The 26,097-nt window shown below is 51.4% G+C and carries 23 protein-coding genes and 3 pseudogenes; 7 read left to right on the forward strand and 19 right to left on the reverse strand.

What is annotated here, in order from left to right; all coding sequences use genetic code 11:
* Positions 1-70 precede the first annotated feature (70 nt).
* From SD70_RS21100 to SD70_RS21130, 7 genes and pseudogenes are all read right to left on the reverse strand, one after another.
* Positions 71-997: a hypothetical protein gene (locus SD70_RS21100; protein ID WP_041049473.1), complete on the reverse strand. Its 927-nt coding sequence runs from the start codon at positions 995-997 to the stop codon at positions 71-73.
* Positions 994-2,112 carry a HEPN domain-containing protein gene (locus tag SD70_RS21105; protein ID WP_156158123.1) on the reverse strand — a complete coding sequence of 373 codons (1,119 nt, stop codon included), beginning with the start codon at positions 2,110-2,112 and terminating at the stop codon, positions 994-996. Before SD70_RS21105 ends, SD70_RS21100 begins: the two co-directional genes overlap by 4 nt.
* A complete protein-coding gene (locus tag SD70_RS21110) occupies positions 2,084-2,833 on the reverse strand; it encodes a hypothetical protein (RefSeq protein ID WP_041049475.1) in 750 nt (249 codons plus the stop codon). The genes SD70_RS21105 and SD70_RS21110 overlap by 29 nt, the downstream gene beginning before the upstream one ends.
* A gap of 140 nt (positions 2,834-2,973) precedes the next feature.
* Positions 2,974-3,315 (reverse strand): annotated as a pseudogene (locus tag SD70_RS40465) (group I intron-associated PD-(D/E)XK endonuclease); the annotation flags it as partial.
* A gap of 143 nt (positions 3,316-3,458) precedes the next feature.
* Positions 3,459-4,211, reverse strand: coding sequence for a DUF6946 family protein (locus SD70_RS21120; protein WP_041049477.1), 753 nt, complete (start codon positions 4,209-4,211; stop codon positions 3,459-3,461).
* Positions 4,212-4,290: 79 nt separating this feature from the next.
* Positions 4,291-5,118: a NotI family restriction endonuclease gene (locus SD70_RS21125; RefSeq protein WP_041049478.1), complete on the reverse strand. Its 828-nt coding sequence runs from the start codon at positions 5,116-5,118 to the stop codon at positions 4,291-4,293.
* On the reverse strand, positions 5,105-6,244 hold the full coding sequence (locus SD70_RS21130; RefSeq protein WP_041049479.1) for a DNA cytosine methyltransferase: 1,140 nt from the start codon (positions 6,242-6,244) through the stop codon (positions 5,105-5,107). The genes SD70_RS21125 and SD70_RS21130 overlap by 14 nt, the downstream gene beginning before the upstream one ends.
* A 704-nt stretch (positions 6,245-6,948) precedes the next feature.
* On the opposite strand from SD70_RS21130, the gene SD70_RS21135 reads away from it, so the two are divergent.
* The 4 genes from SD70_RS21135 to SD70_RS39905 all read left to right on the forward strand — a co-directional run bounded on the left by SD70_RS21135 (position 6,949) and on the right by SD70_RS39905 (position 10,619).
* Positions 6,949-8,445, forward strand: a complete 1,497-nt coding sequence (locus SD70_RS21135; protein WP_041049480.1) for an Lsa family ABC-F type ribosomal protection protein — start codon at positions 6,949-6,951, stop codon at positions 8,443-8,445.
* A 235-nt stretch (positions 8,446-8,680) separates the two neighbouring features.
* Entirely contained in the window at positions 8,681-9,712 is a 1,032-nt protein-coding gene (locus SD70_RS21140) for a Cfr family 23S rRNA (adenine(2503)-C(8))-methyltransferase (RefSeq protein WP_041049481.1), read from the forward strand.
* Between the two features lie 287 nt (positions 9,713-9,999).
* Positions 10,000-10,296 (forward strand): hypothetical protein, encoded by a 297-nt coding sequence (locus tag SD70_RS39900; RefSeq protein WP_331436826.1) that lies wholly within the window; start codon positions 10,000-10,002, stop codon positions 10,294-10,296.
* An 11-nt stretch (positions 10,297-10,307) separates the two neighbouring features.
* The gene (locus tag SD70_RS39905) at positions 10,308-10,619 is read left to right on the forward strand and encodes a GyrI-like domain-containing protein (protein WP_331436827.1); all 312 of its coding nucleotides are present in this window, start codon (positions 10,308-10,310) and stop codon (positions 10,617-10,619) included.
* 269 nt (positions 10,620-10,888) lie between these two features.
* Here SD70_RS39905 and SD70_RS21150 read toward each other — a convergent pair whose 3' ends face one another.
* The 6 genes and pseudogenes from SD70_RS21150 to sdaAB form a co-directional block, all read right to left on the reverse strand.
* The gene (locus tag SD70_RS21150; protein ID WP_394298000.1) at positions 10,889-11,806 is read right to left on the reverse strand and encodes a VOC family protein; all 918 of its coding nucleotides are present in this window, start codon (positions 11,804-11,806) and stop codon (positions 10,889-10,891) included.
* Between the two features lie 312 nt (positions 11,807-12,118).
* A pseudogene (melA, locus tag SD70_RS21155) lies at positions 12,119-13,626 on the reverse strand (alpha-galactosidase).
* A 240-nt stretch (positions 13,627-13,866) separates the two neighbouring features.
* The gene (locus tag SD70_RS21160) at positions 13,867-14,757 is read right to left on the reverse strand and encodes an AraC family transcriptional regulator (RefSeq protein ID WP_041049483.1); all 891 of its coding nucleotides are present in this window, start codon (positions 14,755-14,757) and stop codon (positions 13,867-13,869) included.
* A 156-nt stretch (positions 14,758-14,913) separates the two neighbouring features.
* Entirely contained in the window at positions 14,914-15,219 is a 306-nt protein-coding gene (locus SD70_RS21165) for a hypothetical protein (RefSeq protein WP_052487718.1), read from the reverse strand.
* A gap of 235 nt (positions 15,220-15,454) precedes the next feature.
* Positions 15,455-16,335: pseudogene (sdaAA, locus tag SD70_RS21170) on the reverse strand (L-serine ammonia-lyase, iron-sulfur-dependent, subunit alpha).
* Positions 16,332-17,111: an L-serine ammonia-lyase, iron-sulfur-dependent subunit beta gene (gene sdaAB / locus SD70_RS21175; protein WP_082053545.1), complete on the reverse strand. Its 780-nt coding sequence runs from the start codon at positions 17,109-17,111 to the stop codon at positions 16,332-16,334. The pseudogene sdaAA and the gene sdaAB overlap by 4 nt, the downstream one beginning before the upstream one ends.
* Positions 17,112-17,372: 261 nt before the next feature.
* On the opposite strand from sdaAB, the gene SD70_RS33765 reads away from it, so the two are divergent.
* Entirely contained in the window at positions 17,373-18,374 is a 1,002-nt protein-coding gene (locus SD70_RS33765) for an S-layer homology domain-containing protein (protein WP_052487719.1), read from the forward strand.
* 64 nt (positions 18,375-18,438) lie between these two features.
* On the opposite strand, the gene SD70_RS21185 is transcribed toward SD70_RS33765, so the two are convergent.
* The 6 genes from SD70_RS21185 to coxB form a co-directional block, all read right to left on the reverse strand.
* Positions 18,439-18,900 carry a DUF420 domain-containing protein gene (locus SD70_RS21185; protein WP_041049485.1) on the reverse strand — a complete coding sequence of 154 codons (462 nt, stop codon included), beginning with the start codon at positions 18,898-18,900 and terminating at the stop codon, positions 18,439-18,441.
* A 50-nt stretch (positions 18,901-18,950) separates the two neighbouring features.
* Entirely contained in the window at positions 18,951-19,811 is an 861-nt protein-coding gene (locus tag SD70_RS21190) for a cytochrome c oxidase assembly protein (protein WP_231571377.1), read from the reverse strand.
* 118 nt (positions 19,812-19,929) lie between these two features.
* A complete protein-coding gene (locus tag SD70_RS21195; RefSeq protein WP_041049487.1) occupies positions 19,930-20,250 on the reverse strand; it encodes a cytochrome C oxidase subunit IV family protein in 321 nt (106 codons plus the stop codon).
* Between the two features lies 1 nt (position 20,251).
* Positions 20,252-20,869: a cytochrome (ubi)quinol oxidase subunit III gene (locus SD70_RS21200; RefSeq protein WP_041049488.1), complete on the reverse strand. Its 618-nt coding sequence runs from the start codon at positions 20,867-20,869 to the stop codon at positions 20,252-20,254.
* Positions 20,869-22,683 carry a cytochrome c oxidase subunit I gene (ctaD, locus tag SD70_RS21205; protein WP_052487724.1) on the reverse strand — a complete coding sequence of 605 codons (1,815 nt, stop codon included), beginning with the start codon at positions 22,681-22,683 and terminating at the stop codon, positions 20,869-20,871. Before ctaD ends, SD70_RS21200 begins: the two co-directional genes overlap by 1 nt.
* A 99-nt stretch (positions 22,684-22,782) precedes the next feature.
* Positions 22,783-23,817, reverse strand: a complete 1,035-nt coding sequence (coxB, locus tag SD70_RS21210; protein ID WP_041049489.1) for a cytochrome c oxidase subunit II — start codon at positions 23,815-23,817, stop codon at positions 22,783-22,785.
* 325 nt (positions 23,818-24,142) lie between these two features.
* Here coxB and SD70_RS21215 point away from each other — a divergent pair, with 325 nt between their 5' ends.
* Positions 24,143-24,793, forward strand: coding sequence for a YhcN/YlaJ family sporulation lipoprotein (locus SD70_RS21215; RefSeq protein ID WP_052487720.1), 651 nt, complete (start codon positions 24,143-24,145; stop codon positions 24,791-24,793).
* A gap of 185 nt (positions 24,794-24,978) precedes the next feature.
* Positions 24,979-26,058, forward strand: a complete 1,080-nt coding sequence (locus SD70_RS21220) for a DEAD/DEAH box helicase (RefSeq protein WP_052487721.1) — start codon at positions 24,979-24,981, stop codon at positions 26,056-26,058.
* The last annotated feature ends 39 nt before the right edge of the window (positions 26,059-26,097 follow it).

Below are 26,097 nucleotides of genomic sequence, written 5' to 3' on the forward strand. Positions count from 1 at the left end.
TAAATATCTATATTAATTCACTAATACAGTTAATAGAACTAATGTTTGGAATAAATCAATTAATTTGAATTCAATTTAATATATCCCTATCGTATAAAGGATATAAATATCCTTCAATCTTTATCTTTATATCTTCTGATCTGTTCCATCGAATATTTCGTTTTGTTATAAGGCCGAACTCGTCATGAATTCCACGACGAAACTTTACAATGGAGCCATACCAATTCATAATATCAAGCATTGAATGATTTAATCTCGCTGTAAAGTGTATCGCCCTTTTTCGTTTTTTTACCTTTACGCTTTGTATTTGACCGTCGTCAAGAAATAACATTAATCCAAGATGTGATTCAAATATTATTTGTTTAATCAAGTCCATTGATGTCTTAAAACTATGGAATGCAACGAGCATCTTCATCTCTTCTTCATCATTTGCTAACCCAATCAATAACCTTCTACGACTTTTGCTAAAATGGTGTGATTGCTTTTCTATCTTCGATTCAAATTCATTAATTAACGGAGGTAATTCCATGTTAGAAGGATTCATATACTTTATTATTTCTTTAAAAATACCTGTTCTTGATACTACTACGTGTAAGTCTTGAATTGCTCGCCGTAGTTGCGGTGGGGTACTAAAGTCAGCAAATGATTTAGGAATTTTATTGGGAACAAATAATTCTTTTACAAAATTCTCCATCGATCTGCCAAAGGATTCACATAATGAGCAAAAAGCCTTTGTTTCATCAGATTTATTAATCTCGTCAATTTGATTTTTTAATGGCAACGGAAGGTCATCTCTATTTGAATTGCCAACAATAATGCTTAATGAAGCAGGAAAGGCATAATAATGCAGCATTATTGTTCTCATTTTATTTAAACAATCCCAAGATTCATGGGAAAGCCGCGACTTAAGATTTTCATGTAATTGATAAAGCTCCTGTCCCTCCTTTATCCTCCGCAGGATCTGACCGAGCCGATAACTCGCTTCAGATAAATTCATTCATTTAACCCCTTTATAGATTTTAATTTATGTGCAGTTATTAACCCTATAGCATTATTTAACTTCCAAACGTCAATCAATTTTAAAGCCTCACTTGACTTACCATGGACAACTTCATTTCTTAGAGTCCTCGCATTTTTTATTCTCATTATATCCTCCTCAGCAATAGGTACATTTAATCTTTGTATTAAACTACGCATCTTCGATAACAACGGAGCGTCAGTAAGGGCATGTGACAATTTCTGTTTAAGCTGTTGAATTATTAATTTTTTTTCTTTTTCATCTCCAATATAAATTTCATTTAACGCCTCTAATGATGCTCTAATTATCGATTCTTGATAATTTGGCGATATTAATGGTGGAGCTGATTCGCCGGCAATAACAAATTCAAGTGCAATAATTGCATATATTATTTGGTCTTCAGCATTATCGGCATCCCAACTTCTTCTAAGCCATTTTAAAGCACTAAACAAAGACTCAATTTTCTTATTTTTATTATCAGCCAATTCAAAAAATAGTGATTCATACCATTCTAATAAGGATAACTTGCTATTAAAATTATCATCTAATACAAGAGCCTCAGGCTCTATTATTTTATCGGTATTTGTTGCAATATACTCTCCTGTGAAATTATCCTCTATATAAAACCAAGAACTCAATTCGGGCTTTGGTGTAAGTTCATCTCTTTTCCAATATTGTACCTTATCTGTTGTCGAAAAACCCTGAAACAAAGTATCTGATCGTACTAGATGCATTAGAACATCTAGTGATTGTTGAATTTGTATTTTGGCAATATTATAGGCGTCATATATATTATCATTTTCAATATGAATAATAGCTAAAGTATTATCCTTGAAAATGTGGGCATCATCTTCAAGTAACTTATAAATATTTTCCAATTCACGAGTATTTTGACCAGAGGGAGTTAATGTTACGTTAGCTAAGCCAATTGAGCTTTTTAAGACTAATTTATAAATTGGCACCATCACCGTAAACACTCGTTCACTTTTATTAAATCCCTCTATATTGATTTTTTCATCGCTTAGTCCAGAATTTCGCATAATAAAATATGCAAGATTTAAAGGACTAACTCTTTTTGCGACTAACCGGCTCATTTTTGCTTTTTTTTAAATCATAAACCATGGATTCAATATTAAATTTTACGACCGCTTTATCTATTAGAAACATATTGGTACAAATACCTGAATACTCTAAGTTAAAACCATCACCGTAGTCAATATAGATTTTCACGTCATCTAACAAATGCATTTTTTTAAAATTTTCAGTATTTCCCATCTCCATAAAAATATTTATCTTGTCATCACTGCCTTTATACCCGACAAATTCAAACACTAATGGTTCGAAAACTAGGGATGAAAAGTCTATTTTTAAACTCCATAATTCAGACTTATGCTCATCTCCTGAGTTGTTTAACAATACAGATATTTTATCAGTAAGTTCAAAATGAACGTCGCTGCCTACTGCAATCTTAGAATTAATTTGTTGCAACCTTTCTTTCGCTTCCTGAATCTCAATAGCCGTTAATGGCTGAGTATCGTCTGAAGAATCTGCAAGTTTCTCCATTAATAAATCAAAGGATGTAAACACCTGTTCTAATGTCAAATGCTCAATTCTTCTTAACCTTTGGCTATAACCAACAAACATATACTTATCACTATTTTTGTAATCTTCATTAAATGGAGCGATAACTATTACTTGATCAGTACTCAAACCCTGAACATGGCAAATTATTTGGTAAATTATTGAAGAATTTATAAATGGGCCAATTGGTATACTCACTCGATTAAATTGTGAAGCTAATAGAAGATTCGACATTTGTATATACTCCATATGATAAAGTAAAATGTATAAGTTAGACTATATTCATGTTTATTGCCACTGGACTTCAAAACCCTTACAATACAGATACTTCCGAAATTGAACTACGGGTTTCTACGGGTTTCTACGGGTTTCTACTATATCTCCGACAATGCCACCCACGAATTGAAATACTTCGACCGAATACCTTCTTTTGCATGAACAACGCCGCTCAATTTGCCATTAAAATCATCCAGCGGCACCTCGGCGAAACAATCATCTTTGTGATTGTATCCGACGATTATATCGACTTCCGTTCGATTGTACCCTTTCTTCTCACCGCTGACAGGATTAAGCGAGTATGCTTCAAGCACATACACAGGATATGGCAACGGTGAATTTTTATAAGCGGAATCTCGTTTCAAACTCTTAACTTGAATTTTAATGAACCGCCCATCCTTTTCCGCTACAAGATCATATCTGCTTGCACCTGACAGCGGTCGACTGACAGTTTATCCTAGCAACATCAATTTGCCTGCAATAACGACTTCACGTGCATCAGCCAGATATTGATGACCCGGATCATTCATTTATTTGATGTTCTCCCTGAATTCGTTTACCCGCGTCCATATTCATTACTCCTCTAAACAACTGTTTCGATTTTTCCAATATACAGTGGAATATTCGATGGCACCCTGGAATTGCCGGGCATATAAAATGGACCGGATAGTTTGCCAACGCTTATTGATTGCCGACTATCCGATAGCAAAGCTATAAAAGCCTCTAAATCCAGTTCATTATTCTTTGCTTTATCCGTCTTACCTGTTGCCGGAATGAACTCATGTATTATAAAAACTGCCTGTGTCGCCTGCTGATTTAAGGCCTCGATAAGCGTTCCGGCGACAGCGTGAACTAGTTGGTATCGAAGTGTGGATACTTCGGTGTGGCCAAATAACCCCATTGCCAGTTGACGAATTCGGTCGGGAACACGGCTTCGTGGGTTGGACTTCAGACTAGATTGAACGTAATCACCAATTACTTCCCCAAACGGCTCGTCCGCTTTTGCTTCAATCGATATTAAAACACGGTTATCCCGTGTGTTTCCAAGCAGAATCATATCATGGATACGTCCGCTCCCCTTGAAATCGTCGAGTTTGGTCTCTTTCTCGGGAATTCCAGTCTCCATCTGAAAACAATTTGTAGTGGGGTGTGATTGGAGAATCGCTGTCAACTCGGCAGGCATTTGTGCTTTACCTGTTCTGAACCATGATTTGGCTAGTTCTTTGGCACTTCTTCCATGCCGCCATTGAAGCTCTTTTTTGGCTGGCGGAGAGTAGCGAAGCCAATCATCCGTATTAGCAATGATATTGCCATCGGCAGAATGGATAGTAATCATGACTTAGCCCCCTTATCAAATAATGCTTTCGTATAGCGGAAAGAGGAGGCCAAAGACCTCCCCAACATCTCGTATTTCACTAAAGTTGACGCTTGATCGCCTCAACAAACTGCTCACGGTCAGGCGGGGTTTCATATACAACCGCGTTCATCAAGACACTGTGTTCAGTTCCGACAACTTCTTTCAATTTCAATCGATAGTAACCTTCCTCATCCTTTTCAGAAGTATCTAGCGAGTATGACATAAAGACAATACTCGTATTCTCGTCTTTCGGATTAGTTGCCGCAAATCTAACCCTTTCCCTTATGCTTTCCAGAAGGAAGTCCTGTACAACTGCAACAATTTTCTTTCTCCAAGTTGAATGAAAGTAACCCTTCTTAATAAGTTGTGTAAGATACCTCTTATGGACGTTAGCTGTATTAAAATTGTATTTCGGCGGTCTTTCCATGACTACTTGGCTAATGTGATCGGTATATGCGTCCGATACACTGCCTGTAATGTCAATAGCTTGCAATTCGACAGATACAAACTTATCAAGAACCGGGAGAGTTGAAGTGTCGCATACAACCATATCTACGTTCCCGATCTTGCCCATTTTTATCTCTCGGACAGCCTCAATCTTCTCACGATCATACGGACCAACCCAAACATGTTCAAGTATATCTCCAACGATGTCTGCTGTAAAAAACCTTTTCGGACAAACAATTACTGGTCTGCTTGGAACACGATTAACACCCGAACCGCTCTGCTTCCATAAAGTACAGACTGGAAATGGGTCTCTCGTGTTATGGCCCCTTTTTACACACCGTTCACTAATGAAAGGGCAAATGTAATCAGCGTTTACCGGCTCATGCATTTCATCTGCAGGACATCCAAGTATCTCTACAAAAACATCAGTGGACTTCAATCAATTTCTCCTCCGAAGCGGCCTCATGTTCGTTCATCACATTGATGATTTCCATTGCAACGGCTCTTGCAAGCAATGGAGGAACAGCATTGCCTACTTGTTTATATTGTTCGGCTTTAGGTCCAAGAAATCTGAATTTATCCGGGAAAGATTGAAACCTCGCCGCTTCCCTTACCGATATGACCCGATCTTGCGTTGGATGGAAATACGCTCCCCAGTGAGGGTCACACTTGGTTAAAATCGTACTACTGAGCCCTTGGAGCGACAGTCTGCCATACCGCTTGGTGTGATCAGAACGTTTTGCCTTTTTCATTCCGGCAGGCAGTAAATCAACAGGAATGTCTCTCCAGCTTCCACCCTGTTTGATGTACGATAACCGCTTGATGTTAATATCACTAAGGTTCGGAGAAGTATGATTAAACACCATCAGCGATCCGTCTCTTACGTAACGCTGGTATTCGCATACTCTTTCCTGAGTGTAATCCATTTCGTCTGCTCCGCCATTCACTCCGATTTCCGGCAAATCCATAATTGCTTGCTCTACATTTACAAAGGGACGGTTCACTCCATCATGTGATGGCTCAGGAAACCGGATGGGCAAGCCAAGCCTGTTCCCTATAAAAATAATACGTCTTCTTTCCTGAGGGACGCCGTACTCCTCCGCTTTCAAAGTCTTGCATTCAACTTCGTACCCCAATTCAGTTAAAGAGCGTATAATTTCCTTAATCGCCAATCCGCCTTCAACCGAACTCATTCCGGTGACATTCTCCATAACAATCCACTTTGGATACAAACCTTCGACGATTCTGATGTACTCTCTAAAGAGCCCGGAACGTTCGTCATGCATGCCCCGTTGATGATTATACACACTGAATGCCTGGCACGGAGGACCGCCCGCAAGACAGAAAAGCTCCCCTCTCTTCAATCCAGTCCGTTTCAAAATATCTTCTGCTTGAATATCTTGAATCGGCCCATCAAAAAAGATCGTTTCAGGATGGTTATGTTTGTATGTAGTAGCCGCGTGATCGTCAAAATCATTTGCCGCAAGAATCGTAAATCCTGCTTGTCTTAAACCTTCCGAGAGGCCTCCTGCTCCGGCAAATAAATCAACGCATGTGTAAACCATAATCCAGCACCTCACTAATTTGTTTTATTATTCGACATGAAATTGCCAAATCCTTCACCGAGTTGATGAAATCATTATACCAAACATTTGTTCGTGATTATAGATAGCAAAAAAGGGGCCTCGCCCCTAAAGTGGATTAGTCTGCCTCTACTTATTTTCTTAGTTTACCCTATCAATAGATACGGCGATCTGTATCTGTGGTCACAACAATGGTCACAAAACCCCCGAAAACAGCCGGAAACCTACGGATACATAAAAACAGAGTGATGCCCGAAAACCCTTATAGGAGTAGGCTTCCGGGCATTTTGAGATACGCGAGGACAGTACATCTCCACACTGGCAGCGATGAGGCCAGGGGTTCCACCAAACCTGTTCAGTTAACGGCTGTGAAGCCAATGGGCCAGTTCGATTTTTGGGTAATCATTTCTAGGATGTTGCAACGTAGACGCGGGTATGTTAAGATCGTGCTGACACTTAACGATTGGAGTTGAAGAGGATAATGTAATATTTCTTGCCACTTTTTTAAAGAATAAAGCAGCATTTGTTTTATTCTTTATTGGCAAGAAAGTTACCTTATTCTTTTCACTCAGAAAATATATCTTTTTCATACCCTGTACCGGGATGGATTTGCCGTATTTTTGAGCTGCAAGAAAGGTAACTTTCTTGTAGCTCTTTTTTATTTTCACAAAGGAGGTTGCAGACACATGTCATTGATCAAGGTAACGAACCTGACGTTTGCTTATGACGGCAGTTACGACAACATCTTTGAGAATGTAAGCTTTCAAATCGATACCGACTGGAAATTGGGCTTTACGGGGAGAAACGGCCGGGGCAAGACCACGTTTCTCCATCTGCTGCTCGGTAAGTACGAATACAGCGGAACGATTTCGGCGGGCGTCAGCTTTGAGTACTTCCCATTCCATGTTGAACACAAAGAGAACCATACCGTCGACGTCGTCGCCGACATCTATCCGGAATTTGAGCACTGGCAGCTCCTTCGTGAGCTTTCGCTGCTGAATGTGTCGGAGGACGTGTTGTACCGGCCGTTCGAATCGTTGTCGAGCGGAGAACAAACGAAGGTGCTGCTGGCGGCCCTGTTTTTGAAGGAAAACCGTTTTTTGCTCATTGACGAGCCGACCAACCATTTGGACCTGCATGCTCGGAAGCTGGTCAGCGATTATTTGAACGACAAGCGCGGGTTTATTTTGGTGTCGCACGACCGGGCGTTTCTCGACAACTGCGTGGACCACGTTCTTTCGATCAACAAGACGAATATCGAAATCCAGAAGGGAAATTTTTCCGATTGGTGGGAGAACAAGCAGCGGCAGGACAACTTTGAGATGGCCGAGAACGAAAAGCTGAGGAAGGACATCAAGCGGCTGTCCGAAGCTGCCAAGCGGACGAGCAACTGGTCGCACGAAGTGGAAAAAACAAAAAACGGTACCCGCAACTCCGGCTCCAAGGTCGATAAAGGGTACATCGGTCACAAGGCCGCCAAAATGATGAAGAGGTCCAAATCGATCGAGCAAAGACAGCAATCCGCGATCGAGGAAAGATCCCAGCTGCTTCACAACGTTGAAAGCTCGGAAAGCCTGAAAATATTTCAGTTGGCGTATCACAAACAGCAATTAGTCGAGCTTGACCGCGTTTCGATTCATTACGGCGAGAGGAACGTTTGCCGCGACGTCAGCTTTACTGTGGAGCAAGGAGACCGCATTGCGCTCTCCGGTCCGAACGGCTCAGGCAAATCCAGCTTGCTCAAACTGATTTGCGGCGAGGAAATTCCTTATTCCGGCACTTTTCGAAAAGGGAGCCAGTTGAAAATATCCTACGTTTCGCAGGACACCTCACACTTGCAGGGCAATTTATCGGAATTCGCCAGAAACAGCGGAATTGACGAAAGCTTGTTCAAATCGATATTGAGGAAATTCGATTTTTCGCGGTTGCAATTCGAAAAAGACATCGCTTCTTTTAGCGGCGGTCAGAAGAAGAAGGTGCTAATCGCGAAAAGCCTCTGCGAGCGGGTTCATTTGCACGTTTGGGACGAACCGCTCAATTTTGTCGACGTCATTTCCCGGATGCAAATCGAAGAACTGCTGTTGGAGCATTCTCCGACCATCCTTTTTGTGGAGCATGACAGCGAGTTTTGCAAGCACATCGCGACAAAGGTTGTAGAACTGAAAGAGATCAACCATTTCTAGGAGGATGAAAGCGATGGAGATTGAGGTAGTAGATGATGTTATGAACCGGATCCTGTTAGGTGAAGCGGTTCACAAAAAAACAAATCGGTTGCCGGAGGTTTACCCAACTATCGACAGGTGTACGTAGCGATCCGTCTGCAAGCGTATGCGCTTTTTCTGTATAGTTGGTTAATGACGTGTCAAAGCGCCAACTGACGGTTGCTTTTTACGTTTTCTCCGGCGGTAAGGAGAAGACATGAGACTAACCTCGAAATATGAAACAATTCGGAGAATGTTATCCGACTTCAAGCAGCCCGAGTATCGGTATGCTCAGATTATGGACGCGATTTTCAAGCAAAACGTCGGCGAATACGGACGGATGACCATACTGCCCAAATTTTTGCGCGACGAGTTGACCCGGATGCTTGGTCCGAACGTTTGCAGCATCGTTCCGGTAAAGGAACTCACGTCGAAACAGGTCAGCAAGGTGCTGTTTGCCATTGCAGGTGACGAACGCGTTGAGGCCGTACGGCTTACTTATGAGCGGGGGTGGAAATCGTACTGCATTTCCACGCAGTGCGGCTGCGGATTCGGGTGCAGGTTTTGCGCTACCGGTACCATCGGCCTGAAACGAAATCTGACCGCCGACGAAATTACCGACCAATTGCTGCACTTTCGCTTGAACGGCCACGCCTTGGACAGCGTCTCATTCATGGGCATGGGGGAGGCGCTCGCCAACCCGCATATTTTTGATGCCATGACGATTTTGACCGACCCGCATCTCTTTGGTTTAGGACATCGACGAATTACGATTTCCACCATCGGCTTGCTGCCGGGGATCGACAGGCTGACACGGGAGTTTCCGCAGGTCAATCTAACGTTCTCGCTGCATTCGCCGTTTGACGATCAGAGAAGCGAGCTGATGCCGATCAACGACCGATTCCCGGTCCGCGACGTGCTGAAGGCATTGGATCGTCACATCCTCCATACAGGGAGAAAGGTGTATATTGCGTATATTCTTCTTCGCGGAGTCAACGACTCGACGGCGCATGCGGAAGAAGTTGCCGAGTTGTTAAGGGGACGGGGACCCGGGGAACATCTCTACCACGTTAACCTGATTCCATTCAATTCGACCGACGTTACGCCAGACAGCTATCGGCAATCTGATCCTGATCGGATTAAAGCGTTTGTTCGGATCTTGAAGTCAAAGGGTATCAGCGTCACGGTCCGAACCCAATTCGGATCGGACATTAACGCGGCATGCGGCCAGCTATACCGCTCCGAATAATCGATGTCGGAAATGAAATTGATTACGCCGGACGCAGCGGGACTGCGACTGGAAAGAGAACGGCTGCCGTGAAGATGGCAGCCGTTTTGATTTGCGGTGTAGGCTTTCAAGTAAATAAAAGACAGTCATACCTGAAAACCGGGAGTTATCGATTGGGGCTATTTGCTTTTGTATCAGGCTAACGATTTCCCCGCTCCGGAGAAACATGAACGTTTGAATATGACATACTGTTGTCATATTCAAAATGTTAAAATATGCTAAGTCCATCCAAAAGGAGAGATACCATTTTGAGTACGAAGATAGATTACAAGAAAGATTTTAAACAACTGTATTTGCCGAAAACGTTGCCGGAAATTGTGGAAGTGCCGAGGATGCCGTTTATTATGGTCAACGGTTCCGGAGACCCTAACGGCGAGGAATTTGCGAGAGCGGTGGAAGCTTTGTACAGCTTGAGTTATGCGGTGAGAATGTCTTACAAAAGTGACGATGTACCGCCTGGATACTACGAATATACGGTTTTTCCGCTTGAGGGTGTGTGGGATTTGGTTGATCGGACCAACCTGCGACACAAAAAAGCAATTTGAAGTATACGATTATGATACGCCAACCCGATTTTTTGACAGAACAATGGTTTGAGCGGTTTCTTGAACACGCGAAAAAGAAAAAACCGAATCCGTTTCTTGAGCATGTCCGGTTCGAGCATGTGGAAGAAGGATTGTGTTGTCAAATGATGCATATCGGAAGCTTTGACGATGAACCGAAAAGCTTTGCTCGAATGGAAGCGTTCTGCGCAGAGAATGGTTATAGCCGTGCCAGCAAAATTCATCGGGAGATTTATTTGACGGATCCTCGAAAGACGAAACCGGAAAAGCTGAAAACGGTGTTAAGATTTCTTGCGAAGAAATGATTATTCGCGTCCAAACACAAATTAGGGCAGTGAATCTGGCCACGGTGGGAGTGCGCATCACCGGCAACTAGGAGATCAGCGGCGGTTCAGTCCGCGCAACAGGTAACGAGGCTGTAGGGCACGAACGCTAAAGCCACACTAAAATCAGGTTCTAGTGGTGTCAAAGCCGCAGACGTTCACAATGGTGAGGCCGCCCGACAAGAGGGCGGCTTCACCTTCAACGGCTGCCTGATGAACGCTGCGCGTCCTTCACTAGGCACGCAAGGTCATTACTCTCGAAAGGCTTTTTGCAAATCCGCAATGTTAAACTTTTTCATCTTCAAGAACGCCTTCGTGACGCGATTGCGTTGTTCCGGCGTGCCCCCGGTCATCATCTCGTCCATCGCAACAGGGGAGATCTGCCACGAGACGCCGTATTTGTCTTTAAGCCAGCCGCACTGCTCGGCCTCGGGCACGGCGGAAAGCTTTTCCCAGTAGTAGTCGATTTCCTCCTGCGTCTCGCAACAGACCATTAGGGAAATCGCCTCGTTGAAATTGAACCGGTGTTCCAGCGCTGCGTCCATTGCCGCAAACCAGGTGTTCTCCAGCATAAAGTCGGTGAACATAACCGTTCCCTCTTTGTTCGGCTCTTGACCGGGGCCATACCGGAAGAGGGCGCCGGGTTTGGCGTTTCGGAAAACCGAAAGATAGAACTCGCGTGCCTCTTCCGCCTTGCCGAAGTTGTTGTTCGCAAACATCAAGGAAGGGACAATCGCGGGCCGCGGCTCCCCGTCCGGATTCGTCAGGATGAGCTGCCATGTGACACCGTACTTGTCCTGGATCCAGCCATACCGTTCGCTGAACGGGTATTTGTCGAGCGGCATAAGCGCGGTGCCGCCTTCGGACAACTTACTCCACACCTCGTCTATCATTTCTCTCGCATTTTTATCCCGGGACGGATCGAAGTTAACGATAAACGAAATGGCAGGATTGAACTTAAAGAGCGGCCCCGCGGAGATGGCCATGAACGGATGCTCCCGGACGTTGAACGAAACGAGATCGCAATCGCCCGAGGGCGTGTCGCGCAAGGTCGTCGCGCTCGTGATTTTGGAGTCCGGGAATACGGAGCAATAGAACTCCGCGGCTTCTTTCGCCTCCTTGTCGAACCACAAGTGCGGGGTGATGGGCTGGATAAGCTGCTTCATCATATTTCCCTCCTTTTGTAATAAGGCGCATACCTTACTTTGATTTTAACAAAAGGATTGATCCTGCGTTTCTTTCCGATTGCTGTTTTAATAGAATTGTTCAAATCATGTAGGCGGCAACCGGGTGAAGGAGCAACCATAAGCCGTAAAATGCCAAGTTCCCGCACCGCTCTCAACAAAAAATATTCCCGGGAACGTGTTCCACGAATTGCGTAGAAAATTCGATACGGTTTCTTGAATCAAAGCGCAGCATAAAGAAATAAAAGCGGGAACGCCGCCATCTCGCAAGCGGCATTCCGCTTCCAAACGCCCCGCCTACTGTGCGGCCGCCGGCCGCTCTATCGCCTTATCGGCTTCGCCGGCGTTACGTTTTGCCGCTTCGCGGTCGGCCTGCATCTCTTCCACCGTCTTCACCTTGAGCCGCGCCGCACCTTCGTAGCCGTCGCGCGTCGGCAGCCGCGGTCCGGCCGCGATGCGCGCTTTGGCGTCTGCGATGGCGTCTTTGTACTGCGGCAGCCACTCCTCCTCGGCAACGAGCATATCGTCGACCATCTGCCATATTTCCGGCGGCGTGCAGACGGCGCCGACGAGCGGATCCATCATCATCGCCTGCCGCAGAAGCTTGTCGTCGCCGCGTACGGCCGCTTCTACCGCTAGCCGCTGCACGGCAATGCTCGCGTTGCACACAGCGGCGCAGCCGAGCGGCAAGTCGCCGACTTGCGGCATGTTGATGCCGTTGCGGTCAACATAGCCGGGCGCCTCGATGACAGCATCGTCCGGCAAGTTGGCGATAATCCCTTTGTTCACGACGTTAAAATGCCCCCGGTACACGCGGCCCGTCTCCAGCCCTTCAATGATGTACGAGCCGTGCTCCTGGCTGCGTTTCTCCGGCACGTACGGCAACGCCGGCTCCTTCATCCAGTTCGGAAAATCGGTCTCGAACCAGTTCCGCCCCTCCGTGCAAACACGCAAATATCCGCCCGTTTCGCCGTTGATCCACGAGCCGAGATCGATCCAGTCGCGGATCTCGTCAGGCGCTTGCGGTACCACGGCACGTATTCGCTTAAGTGTCCGTTCGACTCCGTGCTGTAATAGCCGAAGCGGCGCAGCATGTCGATGCGCACCTTTTCCGTCTTGCTGAACTCGGGATGGTTCTCGAACGCCTCCAGCAGCCTGCCGGTCATGTCAATTCCTTTATGTTTGACCGATATGTACCACGTCTGATGGTTGATGCCGGCGCAAACGATATCGACTTCTTCCTTCTTCAGCCCGAGCGCCTTGGCGATTTGCCGGTGTCCGCCCTGCACGCCGTGGCACAGCCCGACGGTACGCACGCCGCCATACTTGTTGCACGCCCAAGTCAGCATCGCCATCGGATTCGCGTAGTTCAGCATCAGCACGTCCGGCTCCGCCGCCTCGCGCACGTCCTTGCAAATGTCCAGCATCGCCTCGATACCGCGCTGGCCGTACATAATGCCGCCGGCGCACAGCGTGTCCCCGACGCATTGATCGACGCCGTAGCGGAGCGGAATGTCGACGTCATGCCGAAAAGCTTCAAGCCCGCCGACGCGCACGACGACGAACACATAGCGGGCCCCGCGCACCGCTTCCCGCCGGTCGGTCGTCGATTCGATCTCGATCGCCAGGCCGTTTTCGCGGATGTCCCGCTGGCACAGCTGCGTCACCATGTCCAAGTTGCGCGCATTAATGTCCGTAAACGACACCCGGATGCCGCGAAACTCCGGCACTGCCAGCAAATCCTTCAGAAGCCCGCGCGTAAAGCCGATGCTGCCCGCCCCGATAAAAGCAACCTTAAACGACATGAGAAAGCTCACTCCCCGTTATAATGCGGCCCAAGAAGAACCGGCCAACGCCGTCCTTTCCCGGCGGCTCCCGTTTCTCGCTCGGAATCGGCCTAAGCATTAGCGCAGCTTAATCCTATCCGACACAGCAAGGATACACGGTTTACGCCGCTCTTGGGCTATCTAGGCAAAGTGTAGCAAACCGCCGCCGGGGAGCGCTTTCAAGATCGTCACCTCTATCGCCGCGCCATGTACAAAATCCTAACTTTCCGCACCATGCCCTGCGGTCGTCCGGGCCTGACTTCGGTACTGCTGAGGCGTCAGTCCGGTATGCTTCTTGAACACCGCGCTGAAATACTGCCGGCTGCCAAGGCCGATGTAATCGGCAATATCGCCGACCGGCACATCGTCTTTGCCGAGCAGCATTTTGGCTTTAACAATCCGGTAAGACGTCAAATATTCGAGCACGGTGACGCCCGTCTGCCGTTTAAAAATGCGGTGCAAATACCCGGGATGCACGTTCACGGCGGCGGCGATGTCTTTGACCTGAAGCCCGCAGTCGTAATGCTGGTGCATGTAGCGGATCGCCTGCCGCACATATCGCTCGCTTGCTTCCTGCCCGCTCTCCCTCGCTTCCGCCGCAAGCCGTGCCGTCTGCAGGAGCAGCTGCGCGAACAGCAGCCGCACCATAAGCTCGCGTCCGGGCTCGCGGCTGTCCAGGTGGAGCACGAGGCTGCGCAGCGCATGCTGCACGTCGCTCGGATCGCGGAGCACAAGCACCGGCTGCGCCTCGCGCAAAAAGGCAGCGAGCGCCGGATCGCCCTCTGCCAGCTGCCTAAGCGCGGGAAAAGAGCAAGCCTCGCGAACGAAGACGAACTCGACGTTCAGCATTCGGCAAGGCTGGTCCTGGCCGACGAGAAGCCGATGCGGCACGCCGGCATCCAGCACGATGAACTCGCCTTTGCGCAGCGCGATCGCTTCGCGCTCCGTATGCACTTCGCAGCTGCCGGAAATGACGTACATGATTTCGGCCCGGTCGTGAGCGTGATAAGGCATCTTGAACCCGTCCCACTGCCTGTAATAATAAGCCTCGAACCGGGGATGGTAGTCGCCGTCCAGAAGCTCCGGCCGGTACAGGCTGAATCGTTCCATCAAGCGTTCCCTGCCTCTCCTCTCGATCGAACCGTTTCCTCCATCATACCCTCATTTTCGGGCGGTTGAAAATAGAGCGGCACATAGAAAAAACGGCCCGCTTCGCAGGCGTACGCTTGCGAATGAGCCGTTTTCGATCATCGTTGCGGTCGGGGGTCAATCTCTTCTAATATGGCTATGAAATGCGGTAGAGCTGTTCGGCCGAGCAGCCGCCGGCGGAGCCGAGCCCGAACCGCTTTCCCGCAGCCGTTTCACCTGGTCTTGGCAGGAGCTGCAAATGGTATCGACTTTGATCGGCTTCCCGCACATCGCGCACGGATATTCGAAATTTTTGGCGCCTTTTGTCGAAATTCTGCCTTCGCGGATAAATTTCAATATCAAATTTGTCGGAACTTCCGTCGCTTCATGCAGTTCTTGCAGCGTACAATCCATATGCTCGCGCAAATAGTCGCGGCATGCCATGTACTGTAACTCTTCCTTTTTGATGCAGTCCGGACAAATGTCTTTTAGTGCTTTGTTGAAGAGCCTGTGGCAATTTATACAATGCGCTAATGCCATGATGTCCTCCTCCAAGCTGTTTGTAAATCTATTATAAGATTTTTGCCGCAAACCGCAAATCATTTCATAGACCGGTAGACTGCATTGGAAAAATAGAAGGCGGCACGCCCTCGTCGCAAGGAACGTGCCGCCGCTATTCTCAATCTGCTCTGCCTTTGATTTGCTGCAAAATCTTTTTGCCCGTCGGCGTCTGCGCGAGTCCCCCTTTGGCGGTCTCGCGGTGCGCCTCCGGCATCGCGCTGCCGACCTCCAGCATCACCTGGATGACCTCATCCGACGGGATGACGCTCCGCACTCCGGCGAGCGCCATATCGGCCGCCGCCAGCGCAGTTACGGCGCCGAAGCCGTTGCGCACGATGCACGGAATTTCGACGAGGCCGCCGACCGGATCGCAGATGAGGCCGAGCGTGTTTTTGAGCGCGAGGCCGACCGCATGCGCGGCCTGGGCCGGCGTTCCGCCGCGCAGCTCGACCATGGCGCCGGCAGCCATCGCGATCGCGGAGCCGATCTCCGCCTGGCAGCCGCCTTCGGCGCCGCTGACGAACGAGTTGTTGGCGATGACGTAGCCGATTGCGCCGGCCGCGAACAGCGCCATCGTCGCGGTCTCGTCGGTGAAGCCGTAGCGCTCCTGGGCGCTGACGAGCACCCCAGGCAAGATGCCGCAGGAGCCCGCCGTCGGGGTGGCGACAATGCGGCCCATGGACGCATTGACCTCGCTCACGCCGAGCGCATACGCCAGCCGCCGGCGCTGTCCGCGCCGAGACACGTGTCGCCCGTCTCGAGCCGCGCCAGCACGCGGCGGGCGTCGCCGCCGCTGAAGCCGCTGCGCGACGTCGTGTCCTCTGTCGTCCCGCGCCGCACCGCTTCTTTCATAACCGTGTAATAGGCCGCCATCTTGGCGAATTCCGTCTCGCGCGGCTTCCCCGACTCGGCGCATTGATCCTGAAGCATCAGCTCACCGATGCCGATGCCCTCCTGCGCGCATACCGTCACCATATCCGCCATCGTCCGAAATCTCATGGCCGTCCCCCCTGGATATCGGCAGTTCCGGTGCCGTCTGCCGTGTCGCCCGCAGTCGCTGCATGTCCCTCTGCCGCACTTTGCGGCGAAGCTGAAGACGCATCGTCTTCAGCCGTCAAATCTACTGTGCGCACCCGCTGCACGCCCGGCAGCGCAGCCAGCGAGGCGAGCCCCTCCGCCGCAAGCGGCGAGTCGGTTTCGATTACCGTCATCGCTTCCCCTTTGCGCCCTTTGCGGTCAACGATCATATATCCGATGTTGATTTGCAGTGCGGCAAGCAGCGTCGTGACGACCGCCAGAAACCCGGTACGGTCTTCGTGCGTCAGCACCAGCGTCGGATAAACGCCGGAGAAGCGCACGTCGAAGCCGTCCACGTAGCCGACTTCAATGTTGCCGCCGCCGATCGACGCGCCGATGACGACCGTCTCGCTCCCGCCGCTTCGCAGCTCCAGCTTGACTGTATTCGGATGGGGCATGTGCTCGGCGCTCTCGCGGAACGTAACCTGCATGCCGGCGCGCTCCGCTTCCGTCATAGCGATAGGGATGCGCGGATCGTCGGTATCGTAACCGAGCAATCCGCCGACCAAGGCCACATCCGTACCGTGGCCGCGGTACGTTTCGGCGAACGAGCCGTACAGCGTAATAACCGCTACCTGCGGCTGCCGCTCGTGCAGCATGCGCGCCGCCCGTCCGAGCCGCGCCGCCCCCGCCGTATGCGAGCTGGACGGACCGACCATAGCCGGTCCGATAATGGCGAATACATCTTTAAACCGCATCTGATCTTTTTCACCGCACTCTCTTATTAGCTGCTACAGTTATAGTATGCCACATAGGTAAGCGGTTCCGAAACAGGTGCCGCGACATTTTTTGCGCGCGGATGACCGCAACTTTCGGCACAGTGAAACCGTTAATACAGTTAATAAACGACGTTTCGAGAAAGGACATCGGCCTCTATGGTACAATCAGCAAGGATGCGCTTTAGGCAGGGTCATACACCGTGGAGCCGGTTCCGAATCGGAGCTTTTCTTCAGCGTCCCTTGTTTTCCACGCTCCTAGCCGCCTCTCTCCTCGCCCTTCCCGCTGCCGGACAAGCCGCCGCAGCGGAAACGGCGCCCTTCACCGATGTCGCCGCCGGCTACTGGGGGGCCGACGCCATCCGTTGGGCCGCTGCGCAGCACATCGTGGACGGCTACGGAGACGGGACGTTCAAGCCCGATCAGCCTGTAGGCCAAAAAGAATTTATCGCAATGCTCATTCGCGCTTACAACCCGGTCGATTTTGCGCTGAATGACGATTCCGCCGACTGGGCTCAGCCTTATATGGATTACGCTTATCGCCTCAATTGGGGCGCCAGCATCGTAACTCGTCCTTCAACGCCGGAGCCCGGTTCCATTTTCAACGTTCCATATACCCGCATGTACGTCGCGCGTCTCATTACGAACGCAAGCGGCCGCAACTATAACGGTGAAGGTTCGATCCGCTATTTGCTCGACAGCGGGCTGTCAAACGGCAAAACCGCCAATACCGCGGAAGGCTACGGCGGAAGCGACACTTTGACTCGGGCGGAAGCCGTCACCTTCATTCGAACCCTGAAGCAAAAGCTGGACGTGCTTTACGAAGCGCCGCAGCAAACGGAACCGTACAAGCCGGAAACCGTTCGGCTGGCGCCGGCACAAAACTGGAAGCTGGCCGTCCGCCCCAAATCCGATAATTCGCTCTTGTCATATAGCGTTATCCGCCTCGATCAGCCTTCCCAAGGCTACGTAACGACCTCTCAAACGGCTTATGCCGTAAGCGGCGCAGCGGAAAGCGCATTTGGCAGCGGACTTGCGATTCGAATCGACAAAAAGGTTGCAGGCTACGGCTTTACGAAGATCAGCACCGTCGACGCTCCGTTCAAGGACGGCAAATTTAACGCCACGCTACCGCTCTCTTCCGGCAGCGGGCTGTATCGAATATCGATCGACTCCCCGGCAGTTTTCCATCATAGTGCCAACACGATCCGCGTGGCCATGTTTTATGTTAACGTTATCCAATGATTTTATGCAAGAAGGACCGAGAAGCCGGATCTACCACGGCCTCTCGGTCCTTTTCACATAGCGGTTAGAAGCTGAAAATAACGTCCAGCACCGGCTTCGTATGTCCGCCCGGATACATCATATACAGCAGCACATAAACGAGCACGCCGGTCGGCGCCGTGAGCAGCCAAATGACTGCCGTCCAGCGGCCGATTTTTTTGTGCCTGACGAACCGCTGCTTAAAAGCGAGCCACAGCGTAACGAGCCCGAATACGCCGCCGGCTGTCGCCAGCGTAATGTGAAACGCCAGAAACGCCATATAAAACGGCCGCAGCTCCGCCGGCCCGCCAAAGTCGGTATTGCCTACGAAAGCGGTGCGCGCCGCGTATAGGAGGAAAAAGAGCAGTGCCGCCACAGCGGCCGTAACCATGAAGCGCATATGCGTCTGACGGTTGCCTTTGCGAATATGATACCAGCCAAAACCGACGAGCACGGCGCTAATGACGATTAACGACGTGCAGATCGTAGGCAATACTTGAATGTCCATCCATCACCCATCCGTTTCCAATGCCATAAGTACGGCTGCCGCCGCGCTGCTTAAGCCCGGTTCAGGCCATTGTCGAGGGAAGCGAGCCGTTCGTCCTGAAGCTCGTACGACAGCTCCTCCTTCTTCCTTTCGGTGCGGAACCAGCGGAAAAATGTCAGCGCAAGCGTTATGCCGTACGTAATCTCCTGGATGATTTTCATGATGGTGCCGCCAAGCTGCTGGTCCGATACGACGGAGTAGCCGGCGATCGGCATCGTGACGCCCCGGTACATGTCGTACAGCGGCTTATCCGCAAATATAATGAGGGCGCAAGCCGGCGTCAGCAGCAGCCCGTTGAGGAAAATGTAGGCCATCCTCTTCAGTTCGCTCGATTTGCTCCAGGTCTCGACATTGCCGAGTATCGGAAACCACATCTGGAATGCGCTTAGTAGGAGAAGCGTATGATAAACGAGCAGCAGCCATTCGTTTTCCATCACCGCATTCATGATGAACGGAACGTGGTAAAAGGAGAACAGCATATTGAACGTAAAAATCGCTACGAGCGGATTGAGTACCGCTTTCGCAACCCGCTCCAGCTTAAGCGCGCGCAGCGGCCGTTCGATCATCCAGCCGGGCATGCCGTGCAAAATGAACAGCGGCATAATCAAGTAAAGCACGGATTGATCCAGCATATGAACGCTGAATAAATAATGATGGCCGACGTAATCGAGCGGGCTGCCTGCGCCGACATAGTACAGCGCAAGACCGAACAGGAACGACGCTTTTTGCCCGGCCGTTACTTGCGGACTGATAGCGGCGCGCGCCGCACGCAAGTACACGTAGGCTACGACAATGAGCGTCAGCAATAAAACAGGACTCCACAGATCGACGAAGCTACCTTTGAACATCGCCTGCAGCAAACTCCAATCCAATCCGGGCATCTCCTTTCATGCAAAAAGGGGAGGATGACCTGTCATCTTGAGCCAAGCCGCCTCCCCCGTTATGCTGCTATCGAATCCGGCCATTCCGGCCGGAACGTTTAAACATTTCTTACCACCACATCCACCAGACCGCTGCCGCAACGGCAGTCAGTGCGATAAAGAAACCGAACGCTATGCCGATAACCGGAAAGAAGTGGCCCTTTTCCTTCGCGTGCATCCAGAAAAACAGCTGGAATACGGCTTGAATGAGGCCGAGCACGACGATAAAGAGAATGATGAACGTGCGGTCCAGCTGGCCGTACAGCACCGCCGCGAAGGCGAATATGGTCAACAGCGCGGAAACGATGTAGGTCAAGTTATGGTTCCGCGGTCCTTCGTGCTTGTGGCGCTTGCTTTCGTCAGATACCGCTTCATGAGTATGTTCGCTCATTTTAGTGACCTACCTTCCCCATCAAGTACACGACTGTGAAGATGAATACCCACACCAGGTCGACGAAGTGCCAATACAGGGCGGCTACGTAATACTTCGGTGCGGTCACGACCGTCAAGCCTTTCTTAAATCCTTGCAGGATCAGCGTCGTGATCCAGATGATACCGAACGTAACGTGCGCTCCGTGGCAGCCGACGAGCGTGTAGAACGAAGTTCCGAAGGCGCTGCTCGTGAACTTGTGGCCTTCATGCACGTAATGCGTGAACTCGTCGATCTCGAGAATCAGGAAGCCGAGGCCGAGGAGCACTGTGACGGCCAGCCACAATTGCGTGGCGCCATGCTTGCCTTTGTGCATGTTCATGATCGCGAACACGCTTGTCAGCGAACTCGTCAGGAGCAGGAACGTCGACCAGCCGACCGTTTTCAGGTCGAACAGCTCTTGCGCCGTTGGGCCGTCCGGCACCTGATTGCGCAAAGCCATGAACGTTGCGAATAAACAACCGAACAATACGCATTCCGCACCGAGGAAGGTCCAGAAGGCGAGAAGCTTATTTTTTCCTTCGAGGGTCGCCTTTTCCGGCTCGGCCGGCAATGCCGCTACACCGTGTGTCTGTGCCATTAGGCTTTCCCTCCCTTGTGTTCTTCCAGCTCTTCAGGCTCGATATGCCAGCCGTGATCGTCGAAGAGCGAGCGCAGGAACATGCTGATGATCGTGATCACGAGGCCGGCGCCGGAAACGATGTAGTGATGGTAGATGAAGCCGTAGCCGGAAATGAACAGGCCGAGCGACATAACAAACGGCAGTATGGACGGCGAAGGCATATGAATCGGTCCGATCGGCTCCGCCGGAGTCATCTCTTTGTTGCCTGCCATTTTCTCTTTCCAGAAAGCGTCCAGACCGCGTACGAGCGGCGTCTGCTTGAAGTTGTACTCCGGCGCCGGCGACGGAATCGTCCACTCCAGCGTGAAGCCGTCCCACGGGTCGTTGCCGGCGTCTTTCTGCTTGCGTGCCGTAACGATGATGTTGATCAGGAACACGATCATACCGAGTCCTTGCAGGAAGGCGCCGATCGTGCTGATGAAGTTGCCCGTTTCCAGACCGAAGCCCGGCATATAGGTGAAGTAACGGCGCGGCAAGCCCATCAGACCCAGGAAGTGCTGCGGGAAGAAGGTCAGATGGAAGCCGATGAAGAACAGCCAGAAATGCACTTTGCCGAGCCCTTCGCTGAGCATTCGGCCGAACATTTTCGGCCACCAGTAGTACAAGCCCGCGAAGACGGACAAAATCAAACCGCCGACAATAACGTAGTGGAAGTGGGCTACGACGAAATACGTGTCGTGATATTGGAAGTCAGCTGCCGGAACAGCCAGCATAACCCCGGTCACGCCACCCATGACGAACGTCGGAATAAACGCGGTAGCGAACAGGTTGGCGACGGTGAAGCGAATGTTGCCGCCCCATAGCGTAAACAGCCAGTTGAAAATTTTGACACCGGTCGGGACGGCGATAGCCATCGTCGCGATCGCAAAGATCGAGTTGCCGACAGCACCGATACCGGTCGTGAACATATGGTGCACCCACACCATGAAGCTGAGGAAGCCGATCAGAACGGTAGCGAACACCATCGAGCTGTAACCGAACAGACGCTTCTTCGAGAACGTGCTGACGACTTCGGAAATAATGCCGAACGCCGGCATAATCAAAATGTAAACTTCGGGGTGTCCGAAAATCCAGAACAGATGCTCCCAGAGCACGTTGTTGCCGCCGCGGGACGCTTCGAAGAAAGCGCCGTGGAACAAGCGGTCGAACATAAGCTCGATGAGCGCGACAGTAATCGCCGGGAAAGCGAATGTGATCAGGATCGACGTAACGAATACGGTCCATGTAAACAGCGGCATACGCATGAAGGTCATGCCCGGAGCACGCATGTTGATGATCGTAACGAGGAAGTTAATGCCCCCGATCAGCGTGCCGATACCTGCAATCTGCAAGCCCAGCACGTAAAAGTCGACACCGTGGAACTTGCCGTCGGGATCGATGATGGACGAGAGCGGCGCATAGGCCGTCCAGCCCGCGTCCGGAGCACCGCCGAGAAACCAGCTCGTGTTCATCAGTACGCCGCCGGCAAAGAACAGCCAGAAGCCGAGTGCGTTCACGAACGGGAACGCTACGTCGCGAGCCCCGATCTGAAGCGGCACGACCGCATTCATGAAGGCGAAGAGCAGCGGCATCGCAGCGAAGAAGATCATCGTCGTGCCGTGCATCGTCGTTAATTGGTTAAAGGTGTCGCCGACGAAAATTTTCTGGTCGGGGTACATGAGCTGCGTCCGGATCAGGATCGCTTCAAGGCCGCCGATCAGGAAGAAGAATCCGCCGGCAATCAAATACAGGATGCCGATCTTCTTATGGTCGACAGTCGTCAGCCAATCCATCAAACCCGTGTAACGTTTGGGCTCATGGTGAACGGCTGCGTGCGCATGGGCATGTGCGTTAGCCAACTTAGGTGCCTCCTTTTCCGCCGAAGCGGAACATTAGTTCAAGCTGTGCAAGTATTTGACGATTTGATTGATCTGATCGTCTGTCAAGTTGCCGCCGAAGTTTTGCCCGAACGCCGGCATTTTCGTGCCCGGCTTCTGGCCTTGCGGGTCGGCGATCCATTTGTGCAGATTGTCGTCTTTCTTAGCCGCATCCTGATTGTCCAGCACTCCAGCTATGTAAGGGCGGCTTGCAAAGCCGTTCAGGTTCGGTCCGACGCCGAGGCCTTGCGCACTGACCTGGTGGCAGGCCATGCAGTTTTCCTTAAAGAGCGCTTCGCCGGGTTTGGCGTCTGCCGGAACGGTTACCGGGCTCTTCATTTTGTCGACCCATTTCTGGAAGTCGGCTTCGGCCATCGATTGCACCGTAAAGTTCATCAAGGCGTGGGAAGCGCCGCAAAGCTCCGCGCATCGGCCTTGGAACATGTCGATTTTGTCCGCCTGGAAGTAAAGAACGTTCACCGGTCCCGGGTTGGCGTCCACTTTGCCGGCGAGGGAAGGCACCCAGAAGGCGTGGCTGACGTCGGCCGAAGCAAGCTCGAGCGCAATCGTCTTGTTTGCCGGAACGACGAGGTTTTGCGCCGTAGCGATGTTAAAGTCCGGGTATTCGAATTGCCACCAGAACTGATGGCCGGTCACTTTGACGTGAATCGCATTTTTGTCGGCGCGGTGGTCAGCCGAATGCTTAAACGTGTAATACACAGTCGGCACCGCGAGCACGAGCAGCAGGATAATCGGAATAGTGGTCCAAATAATCTCGAGCACGTGGCTGCCTTCCACTTGTTTCGGGATTTTGTTCTCCTGGCCTTTGCGCTGCCGGTAACGAACGATAACCCACACGTAGATGGCAAATACGACGATGGTTACAAGCACCATGATGGAAAGCGAAAATTTCATCAGGAACAGCTGCTCTCTGGCTACGGGACCTTGCGGCTGCAAAGCCGAAAGCTTGTCGCTGCCGCAGCCTGCGAGCAGGAACGCCATCACCGCAAATAGGGGGATTAGACGCATGCACTTTTTCAGACGATTCATTTCAGTATCAACCCCATTTAGCAAACAGTTTTTATACCACTAAGCCCGGACCAATGTCAATCAGGTTAATCACTCTAATAACTATAAATTCGTGAATACTCTTTGTCAATAAATCTGGCAGAGTTCACAAATTGTTCTCAAACGGCGTCGCAGCGCGGGTTTTCTCCCCTTCAAGATTTCCATGAACAGGGTTGTTTATGCATGAAACCCACCTGCCCCAGCGCATAAAACTTTGTGAAAATCGAATCCTATACGCAGGGGATTCGGAATTTGGAGCCAGGAGGAATTGCAATGAAGAAGCGTTTTCTGTGGCTGCTGCCGGCGCTTGGCGGTTGGACTGGCGGGTTGCTCGCGGCAAGGCAACTATACGGACAACTCGGCAATCAACAACTATGCGGCGCATCGCGGCGGAGCGGCGTCGGATACGACGCGCGCCTATCAGACGCAGCAGCTGTACGGTCCGGTCGTTCACGACAACAACCACCTGTATTATAACCAATATTTATCCGATCAACTCTCGCATATGTACGGCGTTCGCACAGCCGTCGTTATGACAACGGATAAATACGCCTATGCGGCCGTCTTGCTCGACCAATCGGGCATCGGCACTCATGGGGCGGCGTCTTCGAACACGCGCACGAACAACGCCGGTACGGTCGTCGGAATTTACAACGCGTCCCAGCCGCAAAACGACGGCATCAGGCCAAACGAAATCGCGAACAGCGGGAACGGCCATGTAACGGTAGATAACCATCTGCAGCTGTCGCGGGGCATCAAGCAAAAGCTTGCGCAAAAAATCCGCTACCTTCAGCCGGCGGTACGCGACGTCTACATTTCGGCTAACCCGGATTTCATCAACGCCATGACCGGATTGGCGCAAAAAAGCTGGACCGGCCAACCGCTCGATCCGTTCGTCGGCGACTTCAACAAAATCGTCACCAAAGAATTCGGCACGGCGCAGCTGATCGGGGATTGATGGGGCGGGCAATTCGGACGGAATTGGATGATCGTTACTAATAGCGGGACTGTAAAGCGGACACCGTTAACGGCGTCCGTTTTGCTATGCCGGGGCGCCGGCGGAACCGACTCGATTCCGCGAGCGTTTTCCTATACAATGGAAAGAATAAGCGGGAGAGCATATGTGAAGGAGACGGTATATAGATGAAGAACGAGAAACAAACGGGGTTCGCGGCGCTCGGCGTCAGACCAGAGCTGATAGAGATGCTGCGCAAACAAGGAATAAACGAACCAATGCCGGTGCAAACCGAGGCGATTCCCCGCATCATCAGCGGCGCCGATCTTATCGCCCAAGCGCAGACCGGATCGGGCAAAACACTCGCGTTCGCGCTGCCGATGCTCGAGACGGTGCAGCCTGCCAAGATGCATGTACAAGGTCTGGTCTTGTCGCCGTCGCGGGAGCTTGCCGCGCAAATTACGGCGGAGCTGGAACGGCTGGCGCCGGCCGTAGGGGTCAGCGTATTGTCGCTTTACGGCGGCAAAGATGTAGACCGTCAGCTAAGCCGACTTAAGGAAGGCGCACAGCTTGTCGTCGCGACCCCCGGGCGGCTGCTTGACCATTTGAAGCGCGGTACGGTGCTGCTGCACAAAGTGCAGACGGTCGTTATCGATGAAGCCGACCAGATGCTGCAATTCGGCTTCCTCGAGGAAGTGGAAGATATACTGCGGCAGACGAACTCGCGCCGCCAGACGCTGCTCTTCTCGGCTACGCTGCCGCAGCCGGTGCGGCAGCTGGCGCGGGAATATATGCGTACGCCGCAAGAGCTGCTGCTGCAATCGCGCTCGCAGCCGGCGAAGGAGATTAAGCAAGAGCTTGTGCGCGTTGCGGACGATGCCGGGAAGGCCGATACGCTGGCGCGGCTCATCGGCGAGCACTCCCCTTACCTTGCGCTCGTGTTTTGCCATACGAAGCAGCGCGTGGTCGAGCTTACGGACGCGCTGCGCGAGCGCGGCATCGACGCTGACGAGCTGCACGGCGACTTGTCGCAAGCCAAACGCGAGCTGGCGATGCGCCGCTTCCGCGAAGCAAAGGTGCAAGTGCTCGTTGCCACCGACCTCGCGGCGCGGGGGCTCGACGTGGAAGGGGTCACCCACGTTTACAACTATGACATTCCGCACGATGCGGCGACCTACGTCCACCGGATCGGGCGGACCGGCCGCGCGGGCGAAGCGGGGCTCGCGACGACGCTCGCCGGCCCGCGCGATCAGCGTACGTGGAGCTGATCGCGGCAGCGCTGCGCGGCGGCGGATGGCGCATGCGCC

This window comes from Gordoniibacillus kamchatkensis, assembly GCF_000829455.1.
Classification (GTDB): domain Bacteria; phylum Bacillota; class Bacilli; order Paenibacillales; family NBRC-103111; genus Gordoniibacillus; species Gordoniibacillus kamchatkensis.